General features: G+C 39.3%; 11 protein-coding genes. 5 read left to right on the top strand and 6 right to left on the bottom strand.

Going from position 1 to position 11,408, the window contains the following annotated elements; genetic code table 11:
* The 3 genes from B5D46_RS12180 to B5D46_RS08440 all read left to right on the top strand — a co-directional run.
* Positions 1-252, top strand: a 252-nt coding sequence (locus tag B5D46_RS12180) for a hypothetical protein (protein WP_159443068.1), incomplete at its 5' end; no start/stop codon positions are given.
* A gap of 186 nt (positions 253-438) precedes the next feature.
* Complete coding sequence (locus B5D46_RS08445) at positions 439-669, top strand: hypothetical protein (protein WP_078929078.1); 231 nt, start codon at positions 439-441, stop codon at positions 667-669.
* A gap of 49 nt (positions 670-718) precedes the next feature.
* A complete protein-coding gene (locus B5D46_RS08440) occupies positions 719-946 on the top strand; it encodes a hypothetical protein (protein WP_078929077.1) in 228 nt (75 codons plus the stop codon).
* A 103-nt stretch (positions 947-1,049) separates the two neighbouring features.
* Here B5D46_RS08440 and B5D46_RS08435 read toward each other — a convergent pair whose 3' ends face one another.
* The 4 genes from B5D46_RS08435 to B5D46_RS08420 all read right to left on the bottom strand — a co-directional run bounded on the left by B5D46_RS08435 (position 1,050) and on the right by B5D46_RS08420 (position 5,834).
* Positions 1,050-2,915: a heavy metal translocating P-type ATPase gene (locus B5D46_RS08435; protein WP_078929076.1), complete on the bottom strand. Its 1,866-nt coding sequence runs from the start codon at positions 2,913-2,915 to the stop codon at positions 1,050-1,052.
* Between the two features lie 86 nt (positions 2,916-3,001).
* Positions 3,002-3,223 carry a hypothetical protein gene (locus B5D46_RS08430; protein ID WP_031492934.1) on the bottom strand — a complete coding sequence of 74 codons (222 nt, stop codon included), beginning with the start codon at positions 3,221-3,223 and terminating at the stop codon, positions 3,002-3,004.
* A 158-nt stretch (positions 3,224-3,381) separates the two neighbouring features.
* Entirely contained in the window at positions 3,382-5,610 is a 2,229-nt protein-coding gene (feoB, locus tag B5D46_RS08425; protein ID WP_078929075.1) for a ferrous iron transport protein B, read from the bottom strand.
* On the bottom strand, positions 5,610-5,834 hold the full coding sequence (locus B5D46_RS08420) for a FeoA family protein (protein WP_031492936.1): 225 nt from the start codon (positions 5,832-5,834) through the stop codon (positions 5,610-5,612). Before B5D46_RS08420 ends, feoB begins: the two co-directional genes overlap by 1 nt.
* Positions 5,835-6,310: 476 nt before the next feature.
* Between B5D46_RS08420 and sstT the strand changes: the two genes are divergently transcribed.
* Together sstT and B5D46_RS08410 are read left to right on the top strand one after the other, a co-directional pair.
* Entirely contained in the window at positions 6,311-7,573 is a 1,263-nt protein-coding gene (gene sstT, locus B5D46_RS08415) for a serine/threonine transporter SstT (RefSeq protein WP_078929074.1), read from the top strand.
* 272 nt (positions 7,574-7,845) lie between these two features.
* Positions 7,846-9,042 (top strand): ATP-binding protein, encoded by a 1,197-nt coding sequence (locus B5D46_RS08410; RefSeq protein ID WP_078929073.1) that lies wholly within the window; start codon positions 7,846-7,848, stop codon positions 9,040-9,042.
* Between the two features lie 114 nt (positions 9,043-9,156).
* On the opposite strand, the gene thrC is transcribed toward B5D46_RS08410, so the two are convergent.
* The gene (gene thrC / locus B5D46_RS08405; RefSeq protein ID WP_078929072.1) at positions 9,157-10,437 is read right to left on the bottom strand and encodes a threonine synthase; all 1,281 of its coding nucleotides are present in this window, start codon (positions 10,435-10,437) and stop codon (positions 9,157-9,159) included.
* 11 nt (positions 10,438-10,448) lie between these two features.
* On the bottom strand, positions 10,449-11,408 hold the full coding sequence (thrB, locus tag B5D46_RS08400) for a homoserine kinase (protein WP_078929071.1): 960 nt from the start codon (positions 11,406-11,408) through the stop codon (positions 10,449-10,451).

Here is an 11,408-nt window from a genome sequence, read left to right as displayed (position 1 = left end):
GAGGATGAACGTTCATTAGGTGCTCTATTCAGATTTACAAAAGAACAGATACAGGATATACCTTATCAGGCAGCAATAGATTCTCTAATGAGATGCTTCATTTATATTCCAAAGATTTTAGAAGAAGCAAGCCTGCTAAAGAAAGGTTGTCTTGTTAAAGCAGAGCAGATCATAAATGATCTGTTAGGCTCATGGTTTAACGGGATCTGTAACTTCCTTAAGCAGGTAATTCCATTGCCTCTAGCAAGATAATAAATCAATACAAGTTTTTAAAGAGCATCAATCCTAGAGTGGATCTGGATTTACTTAAATTTTTTATCTGGGAAACTCGAGTTACTTTAGAAATTCCTGAAGAGCAATGGGACTCTCTAAAAGAAAAGATAAAATAATCTTTTGTCAAAAATAGGAATCTGTTCAGACAGACATGAGGTTTAAACTATGTCAGATCAAAACAAGCCTGTTAATTATGCCGCAGAATTGAACCGAGAAATGGAAATCCTCGATTACAAAAGCATGATGCAGCAGGAAAGAGAAAAAGAGAGAGAGGAAACAACCGTAAGGCATCTAACTAACTTAATTAAAAACAAAAAATTTAGCGTCGAAGAAGCATTAATTACTTTAGAAATTCCTGAAGAGCAATGGGACTCTCTAAAAGAAAAGATAAAATAATCTTTTGTCAAAAATAGAAATCTGTTCAGACAGACATGAGGTTTAAACTATGTCAGATCAAAACAAGCCTGTTAATTATGCCGCAGAATTGAACCGAGAAATTGAAATCCTCGATTACAAAAGCATGATGCAGCAGGAAAGAGAAAAAGGAAGAGAGGAAACAATTCTAAAAATTCTAAGAAATATGGTCCAATATGGTTACAGCGAAGATGAAGCTCTAAGACAGATGGGAATTCCAGAAGAACAATGGGATTCTCTAAAGGAAAAACTTAATTAGATTCTATTTGATATTACAGGTTGATTTCCCTAATTTTTAAAAAAACAAATTCCTCGAATTTTTTAAATCCGAGGAATTAAATCTTCAGGAATTAAAAACAATTTTATTTAAACTTAAGTGCTCTCATAGCATTGCATACAGCCAGGATCAGAACTCCAACATCTCCAAATATTGCAAGCCAGATATTAGCAAAGCCCAAGGCTCCCAAAAGAAGAATCAGAAGTTTAACCAGCATTACAAAATACATATTGGATATGGCCAGTTTGTAAGTCTTCTTTGCAAGGAGCACTGTTCTTGAGATTGCAGTTAAATCCCCGTGCATAATAACCACATCAGCAGCCTCAATAGCTGATGCCGAGCCAATATCTCCCATGGCAATACCAACATCAGAAGCTGATACGACAGGAGCATCATTAAGACCGTCACCTGCAAAGGCAACTGGTGAGAGCTTGCTTTTAAGTGAGTTTAGGGTATCAAGTTTTCCCTGAGGAGTCTGCTCGTAATAGCATTCTTTAATCCCAAGCTTTCGTGATATCCCCTCTGCGACTGCCCTCTTATCTCCACTTATAAGTACGGTTTTAATACCCATTGAGTGAAGTGAATTCAGCATAGTTCCTGCTGATGGCTTTAAGGTATCAGCTATTGCAATTACTCCAGAGAATTCGTTGTCCAAAGAAATATAGACGTATGAGCTTTCCTCATCCTCCTCTGTATAATCAAAGGTTCCGCAGTATTTAGAGATATACTCTTTTCTGCCGATTCTAACGTCATGTCCGTTAATCGTAGACTCAAGCCCCATACCGGATTTTTCAATTACAGAGCCAACATCATATTCCTTAACCTTGCGCTGTTTTCCATACTCCACAATGGATAAGGCAATTGGATGAGTTGAGTTTTTCTCGAGACTTACGGCATAGGACAGAAGTTCATCCTCTGAAAGAGATACGGAGTGAATTTTATTAACAGTAAATTTTCCGTAGGTAAGGGTTCCAGTCTTATCAAAGGCAATTGCCTTGAGTCTTGAGAGTGTCTCAATGTGAATAGAACCTTTGACAATTACACCTATTCTGCTGATGGCTCCCATACCACCAAAGAATGATAATGGAACAGACAGAACCAGAGCACATGGACAGGACACAACCAGAAATACCAGAGCGCGCTCAATCCAGTCAGAATATTCGGCCTGAGAGTAAAACAGAGGAACCAGTGCCAGTAAAACAGCACAGCCTACTACTAAAGGTGTATACCAGACAGAAAAACGTCTTATAAGATTCTCTGGCTTTGACTTTGACGCAGCTGCATCTTCAATCAAGTTTAAAAGACGGGTAATCGATGAGTTCTTAGACAGAGTATTAGCTCTCAGATGAATCACCTGCCCCTGATTTATACAGCCTGATGGAACTGACTGACCGCAGGTATAGAGTCTAGGTTCGGATTCTCCTGTAAGAGCTGAGGTATCAATAGCAGCAGATTCATCGCAGAGATTACCATCAATAGCAATAACCTCTCCTTTTAAAACCTTAAAGACATCCCCTATCTTGACCTGACGAGGTTTCACCTTCTGCTCATTGCCATTCTCATCAACAAGTCTTACAAAGGAAGGTTTAAGTTTCACTAAAGAGGAAATATCATTATGAGCACGACCTGAAGCATACTCTTCAAAAAGCTCACCTATCTTGTAGAAAATCATGACAGCCAGAGCTTCAGGAAGATCACAAAGACCAAAGGCGCCAAAGGTAGCAATCATCATCAGAAACTGTTCTGACATACGTCTTTGCTTGAATAAAGTCTTAAAAGCACTCACAAGCACATCCAATGCAATCAGCAGATAAGCAGCTACAGCAATTACAGCCTGATACACAATAGGCATAGGAGACTGAGCAAAGTACTTATTATAGATAAGTACCAGCATTACAACTAAGGCAAATCCCAGCAGAGATTTCTCATGTTTTTCCTGAAAAGGCAGCATTATATTTCCCGTTTTATATTATATATGAGCAATTATGCAACTATTGCATTATAAAAAAACGTGGAAGTTCCACGTAATTTTACAATCTAGTCTCTTAATTCAATAGATATTCCATCTTCGAAACCATCAGCAATCTTCTGAGCTGCTGCTACGATTTCTTCCTCATCTCCATCACCGTTTACATCCAGAACCAGTGACCCCATAGCAAAATTAAGATTAGCTCCGGCGAATTCCTTCTGAAGTAGACCTTCCAGCTTAGCTGCACAGTGTGGGCAGTCTAGACCTGAGATATCACAGCGAACTTTCATAAAACACTCCTGTTTGGTTTACTTTATATCTTAATTATACAATAGTTGAACAAGTATGCAACTATCATCCTCAAAAAAAGTCCCAATCTACTTATGGATTAGGACTGAAACGACTATCGAGGCAACCTTAGATTGCCCCGGTAAGAACTAACAATCTTTTAAACCTGTCTTGAAGGAATTCTGATTGGAGTTAATCCTGAGTTATCCTTTCTGAACAGCAGGTATGCAAATACTGCTAGAACAATGAATGCAACCAGTGTATAGAAGCTGAATGGAAGAACGCCCATAATCAGACCACCGATACGGAAGATTACTAATGCCAGGCAGTATGCCCATACACACATGTAGGTCATTGCAAAGATCCACCACTTGGTGCTGCCCAGCTGTCTCTTCATGGCACCTAAAGCTGCACAACATGGAACTGACCACATATTGAAGGCAAGGAATGACAGACCTAACAGAGGAACTAAAGCTGCGGTAGGCTCAACACCTAACATATCAGCAAAGTACTGAGTCAGTGCTGTATTCAGATCAGACTCACCGCCCTCAAACTCACCATCAAGACCTAATACAACAGCCATGGTACCAACAACGTTTTCCTTAGCCAGAAGACCGTTTACAACAGCAACAGTTGCCTGCCATGAACCAAAGCCTAATGGAGCAAAGATGAAGCATAGAGCTGTACCGATTGCAGCAAGTAAGGATGCATCAACATTCTCAACCATACCGAAGCCTTCCTCGCCAAAACCGAAGGAAGCCAGGAACCAGACGGTAACAACAACTGCAAAGATGATGGTACCGGCCTTGATTACGAATGCACGGCAACGCTCATAAACAGCCTTTAGAATGTTGTTTAATGTTGGTAAGTGGTAATCAGGTATTTCCATAACAAATGGAGAAACCTCTTCCTTGAAAGCTCTGTTCTTCTTTAGGATTACACCGGTTGCAACAATTGAGAAGATTGCAAGAGCATAAACCATAGGAGCAAACCACCAGGCACCGTCAAAGCATGATGCAAAGATCATGGTGATAATTGGAAGTTTTGCAGAGCAAGGAATAAAGGTAGTGGTAATCAGACCAATACGTCTCTCGTTGATATTATCAATGGTCTTGTTTGCCATCAGAGCTGGAACACCGCAGCCTGTAGCGATAACCATTGGAATGAAGTTACGACCTGAAAGACCGAACTTACGGAAGATTCTGTCTAATACGAAAGCAACACGTGTCATGTAGCCAGACTGCTCTAGGAAAGACAGGAACAGGAACAGGAATGCAATCTGAGGCAGGAAGCCTAAAACAGCACCAACACCGCCAACTACACCGTCAACTGCCAGAGATGACAGCCACTCTGGAGCAGCAGCGCTTTCACATAGAGATGCAACAGCATCGGTAACATATCCACCGAACAGATTGTCGTTAACCCAGTCGGTAATAGTTGCGTATTCTGTACCCTCTTCACCCTCAAATGGAATCAGCTCAAGATATGAGGTGAAGTACATTGCACCGTAGTAAACTAAAGATACAACCACAAAGAAGATAGGCAGAGCCAGGAATCTGTTCAGAACAACCTTATCAATAGCCTTTGAAATTACAGAGGTCTTTGATTCAGTGGTAATCTTGCTGTCTTCTAAAACAGAATCAATAAACTGATATCTTGCCTGAGGGAAATATGACTGAGCGTCAGTATTGAACTTGGATTCAATATCGTTTCTTACACGAGCAGCAGCAATCATTACCTTCTCTGAGGTCTTGTACTCCTCAAGGTAAATCTCGTCATTCTGAACAATGCCGGTAGCAATGAATCTGCGGGCTGAATCTGACAGATTAGCATCATCAAGAGTCTTGCCAACTTCATCAATCTTCTCTGAAATCTCAGCATCAAAGAAATTGGTGATAACCGGAGCCTTAGCCTCTGCTACAGCATCTAGTACCTTATCAATACCGATTCTGTTACTTGCAGAGATATCTACAACCTTAACACCCAGCTTCTCACCAAGCTTATCAACATCAAGCTTTGTTCCTGTCTTCTCCATGACATCAATCATGTTTAAGGCTACAACCATTGGCTTACCGAATGCTGCAAGCTCTAAGGTAAGAGATAGAGAACGCTCCAGATGTGAAGCATCAACGATATTCAGAATTACATCGTAATCATCAGATAACAGATAATTACGTGAAACAATTTCCTCTGGAGAGTAAGGAGATAATGAATAAAGACCAGGTAAGTCAACTACATCCCAGTCCTTTGATGAAATCTTGCCGATAACCTTATCTACAGTAACACCTGGCCAGTTGCCAACGTACTGATTTGAACCGGTTAGAACGTTAAATAGTGTGGTCTTGCCACAGTTCTGATTTCCTAATAGTGCAATAGTTTTCTGTGACATTATAAGACCTCTACCAGAGCGGCATCGCTTTTACGAATAGTTAGGGAATAACCTCTTACATCCAGCTGCATAGGATCACCCAGAGGAGCACATCTTACGTAGGTAATCTTGGTCTTTGGAGTAATACCCATATCCAAAAGTCTGCGACGAAGTGATGTACCTTCGCCTCTAATTTTTCCAACCTCAACAGTCTGACCGACGCTGATTGTATCTAGAGTTGTCATTATAATTCCCTAAATTTATCCTAATAATTCCCTGATAAATTAAAGCTATAACTAACTTAAATTACTTATATGCAAATAAAGTTGCTTTATGTAAAGTTAAATTACGTATAGATAAATTAAATTAGTTGGAGCTAAAAACAGTTAGCTATACTTAACTGTATAAATTGTAGACAACTATTAAAAATTTTCAAGCAAAATCTTTCCTGTATCACAGAATCAGAAATATCAGCTAGATTTTTAAACTAATACTTATCTAATAACACCTTGATTTTTAAGACTTAAACCACATATTCTCCTCAAATATAAATTGGAAAATAAACTCTAAAAAAGTTATAAATAAGCTTTGTATAAGGTTTATCCTGTTTTGCACAATCTTTGATCATTATGCTAATAAAATTGTCATTTTCTAATAGGTTAAATCTGGGCACTGATATAATCTTCACGTCTTTAAGCTGTTTTCTTGCCAGGAGGAATTTATGCAGCAAACTGACCGCAGTGATATAACAAAAAAAAGCGGATTTTTCTTAAAACTCGTTAATGGTGTACCTTTTATTCTTCAGATTATTACAGGTATGCTTATTGGTATCGTTCTTGCCGTTCTAATCCCTGAAAGACAGGTCTACATCTCCATGTTCGGAGATCTGTTCGTATCAGGTCTGAAAGCCATCGCTCCACTTTTAGTTTTCGTGCTGGTTTCAGTCTCAATTGCAAGACATGAAGCAAATACAGATGCCAAATTAAAACCAATTCTTATCCTTTATGTTATAGCAATGTGTCTTTCATCAGCAGTTGCTCTGATTATGGCCTTTACCTTCCCAAGCACCTTCTCTATGCTTGCAGCTGAAGCTCAGGCTGAGGCTCCTCAGGATGTTTCAACCGTTCTTGTAGGATGCATCAAGAAAGCTGTTGATAATCCTATCGGTGCTCTTATCAATGGTAACTATCTGGCAATCCTGTTATGGGGTGTGCTCTTTGGTCTGTTATTCAGACACGCAAGACCTGCTACCAAGGACGTACTGGTTGATTTTGCCAAGATTGTAAGCGGTGTTGTAAGAATCGTAATCAAGTTTGCACCTTTAGGTGTTATGGGTCTTGTTTACAGCTCATGCACTGAGGCAGGCGGATTCTCAAGTCTTCTGAACTACCTGCATGTGGTAATTATCCTAGTTGCATCAATGCTGATTATTGCCCTTGTGGTAAACCCTGCCCTAGTATTCGCTGTAACAGGAAAGAATCCATATCCACTGGTATTTACCGCAATTCTGAACTCAGGTATTACCGCATTCTTCACCAGATCATCTGCAGCAAACATTCCTGTAAATATGGATCTGTGTGAAAAGCTGAGAATTCCTCGTGAATCATACTCAATTTCAATTCCACTAGGCTGTACTATCAATATGTCAGGTGCTGCAGTTACCATCGTTGTTATGACCATGGCTGCTGTACATACACTGGGAATTGAAGTTAACTTCGGTACAGCATTCCTGCTGTGTGTAGTATCAGTTGTATGTGCCTGCGGTACCTCAGGTATTGCCGGTGGTTCTCTGATGCTAATCCCTCTTGCCTGCTCATTCTTCAATATCTCAAATGATGTTGCTATGCAAGTTGTTGGTATCGGCTTTATTATCGGTGTAGCTCAGGATTCATTTGAAACTGCACTGAACAGCTCTTCAGATGTTATTCTGACTGCTGCAGCCAACAAGATTACCGAAGTTCCAAAGGATCTTGATAAAGAATAATTAGTATTACCAAAAGATTTTGAAGAGGACTGGCTTTATGCCGGTCCTTTTTCTTTAAGAGCACCTAATAATCACATTCAGTTAATTCTCTCCTTAAGGTTGCATAGATTTTAATTTCGCAAATTTAAAAAAAATTTAAAATTGCGAAATAAGAATCTATAATATAGGTAAAATCATCTTTATATAGACATTTGTACATTACCATTTTTGTTTCGCAAAAATTAGATTTTCTTAAATTTGCGAAATGAATTAAAAAAACAGGATAAATTTGAATGAAACTTATAAATAGAAAATTCTATCTGGATAAGCTCCTGTCAGTAAAAGATATCCCCGATATCAAGGTAATTACAGGCATAAGAAGAAGTGGAAAATCTAAACTAATGGATGCTCTGATTGAGAAAATAGCAGAAGATCCAAATGCAAACATTGTACGAATCAAGTTAAACTTAAAATTATTTGAAAAACTACTAGATGGAAATGAACTCTATAAATACATAGACAGTCATTATGATTCATCCAAGTCAAATTATCTTTTCATAGATGAAGTTCAGATGTGTGAGGGTTTTGAAAGAATAGTCAACAGCATTTATGAAGAAGAAAGGTTCGATATCTATTTAACAGGTTCCAACGCATTTCTGTTATCTAGCGATCTTGCAACACTATTTGGTGGAAGAGTATACGAAATAAGTCTTTATCCATTTTCTTTTAGAGAATATCTTGAATACTACCCAAGTACAGATATAGATCAGGCATTTGATTACTTTGTAAAAAAGGGGGGTATGTCCGGCTCATACCTTTATAGGACAGATGAAGAAGCAAGAAAATACGTAAACGGCATTTATAGAACCACTATTACCAAGGACATTGTAAGAAAGTTCAAAATAGAAAATGAAGATCTGCTTATTATGATCGGAAACTTTTTAATGGATAACGTAGGGAATCAGACATCCATAAGAAATGTTTCTACAAAACTTACATCAGGAACCTATAAAACTAACGATAAAACAGTAGGTGCCTACATAAATTACTTTTGTAAATCCTTTCTTTTTTACCCTCTTCAACGATACGATATCAAAGGAAAACGTTACCTAGAATCAGATAAAAAATACTATCTTTCAGATTTATCCTTCAGGTTCGCTGAAATCGGTACGAAAAATGCTGACTATGGACATTTATATGAAAACATTGTTGCAATTGAGCTTCTTAGAAGAGGTTACGAAGTCTATGTAGGAAAGCTTTACGAAAAAGAAGTGGATTTTGTTGCTATAAAGGAAGGAGAAAAACTATATATACAGGTTTCAGATGATATTTCAAGGAAAGAGACATTAGAACGAGAGCTTTCTCCTCTACATTCAATAAAAGATGCCTATCCAAAAATACTCATTGCCCGTACAAAACACGAAGAAATGCAGCAGGAAGGAATTAGAATAATCGATATAGCAAGATGGCTTATCACTTCGCAAATTTAAAAAAAATTTAAAATTGCGAAATGAGATTTTAATAACTTCTTACAAATCAATAAATAAAAAAACGGTGCTATAAACTAATACAGCACCGTTCACGAATATTAAAAAGTAATCTTTTTACTTGTTTAAAGCCTCAAGAACATAGCTCTTTAAAGTCTCATAATCTGGCTTTAGAACAACACTCTTAGACTCAGCAGATACCTTGTCAGCCAATGCCTTTGGAAGAGGGACATCAATGTTCAGAATTCTGTCAACATCACTCTTGAACTTGGCAGGATGAGCAGTTCCAAGGAAAATACCGGTTTCACCTTCCTTCAGATTATCAGCAAGGATCTGATATGCAATTGCCGCATGAGGCTCAGCAATATAGCCTGTCTTCTTGTAAAGAGTCTGCATGGTTTTCTCGGTCTGTTCATCGCTCATAGAACCGAAGTCAAAATCAGACAGCTTCCAGCCCTGCATCTTAACCAGAGCTTCTACTCTAGGCCAGTTGTTAGGACGGGAGATATCCATTGCATTTGAAAGAGTTGCAACTGTCTTATGAGGCTCCCAGTTACCGCTCTTGAGATAACGAGGAACAGTATCGTTAGCATTGCAGGAAATTACAAAGCGGGCCTTCAGACCTAAAGCCTTGGCAATAAGACCTGCTGTAATATTACCAAAGTTACCGCATGGTACAGAGAATACAACCTTCTCACGCTTCTCCTTTGGCAGCTGAGCAACAGCTTCAAAGTAGTAGGAAACCTGAGCCAGAAGTCTTGAGATGTTAATTGAGTTGGCACTGTTAAGACCGATTCTCTCTTTAAACTCAGCATCATCAAAGGCAGTCTTAACCATGTCCTGACACTGATCAAAAATACCCTCAACCTGAACTGCCTTGATATTCTTGCCTAAGGTTGCAATCAGCTTCTCCTGAAGCTCAGAGATTTTGCCCTTTGGATAAAGAACAACCACATTGATGCCCTTCTGCTCGTAGAAAGCAGCAGCTACAGCAGCACCAGTATCACCAGAGGTTGCTGTAAGAATAGTTAAATCCTTATCACCCTTAACTGCACTTAAAACACGGGCCATGAAACGAGCGCCAAAATCCTTGAATGCCAGGGTTGGTCCATGGAAAAGCTCCAGAGCATAGATATTCTCATCAGCCTTTACAATTGGAGCCTTGAATGTGAAGGCATCCTTTACAATAGCCTCCAGAGTTGGGATTTCATCACCGATAAGATGACGCAGAATCTTAGCTGAACGCTCAGCTAAAGGCATATCCAAAAGCTCGGCAATATTGGCAAGAGGCTCAATATGATCAGGAAAGAACAGGCCCTGATCTCTACCGATACCTTTTACTACAGCCTGTGAAAAGCTGACCTTTTCACTGTGATCTTTTAAGTTAAATAATTCCATAGAAATCTCTTTTACAGTTCTTCAGCATATGAGCCGCGTCTGTCAATCTTGCAGATATGACAGAAGCCATCTTCATTAGCGATAAAATTACGTTCAAGGTATTCTTTCATCTCTTTTGCCTTCTCAAGATCTTCAAAGATTGAGAACACAGATGAACCAGAACCTGAAATACCGGTTGCAAGGGCTCCGATAGAAGCGCCGTGTTCACGGGCATCTTCAAAGCCAGGGATCAGTGATGCTCTGTAAGGCTCAGCAATAACATCCACCAGAAGCTTTGATGCCAGCCTGTCATTATGAGTATGGCAGGCATGAACAAAGGCAGATAGTCTACGGCCATATGTAATCACATCAGATCTTGAATATTCCTTTGGCAGAATCTTTCTTGCAGCAGAAGTTGAAACCTTGATGCCTGGGAAGCATGAAACCCAGTACCAGTTGTCAAAATCAGGCAGAGTTGTGGAAATACAGCCATCTTCCTGAACAATAAGCTGCAGACCGCCAAAGTAGCAAGGAGCAACATTGTCATAGTGAATAGAGCCTGAGATTTTACCTTCAAGCTGCCCCATAAGCTCAAGACGGCCGTTTTCGCCCAATACATTTCCATGAATTGTATCCAGAGCCAGCACAGCGGCAACAACACTTGATGCAGATGAGCCAAGGCCTGAGCAGATAGGAAGATTCTTGGACAGTTCCATATGAACATCCATTACCTCTTTGCCCATTTTCTCAAGTCTATCCTTAAATAAAAGGTAGGCATCATAAACAATGTTCTTCTTAGAATCAGTAGGCAGCTTATGTGCATATTTACCAGTTACACTTACTGAGCAGCCGGCTTTATCAGACTCACTGATAACAATCTCGTCACCAAGTACGGCACCTGATATAGGCTTTAAAGCTGCTCCCAGCAGATCAAAGCCTACAGATAGATTAGCAGCAGAGGCAGGTGCAAATGCTTTGAATTTCTTCTGCAT

Origin of the sequence: Succinivibrio dextrinosolvens DSM 3072 (assembly GCF_900167015.1) — a bacterium.
In the GTDB taxonomy this organism is placed as follows: Bacteria; Pseudomonadota; Gammaproteobacteria; order Enterobacterales; family Succinivibrionaceae; genus Succinivibrio; species Succinivibrio dextrinosolvens.
Note: the sequence above shows the minus strand (reverse complement) of the source record. Positions and strands in the feature narration are given on the sequence as shown.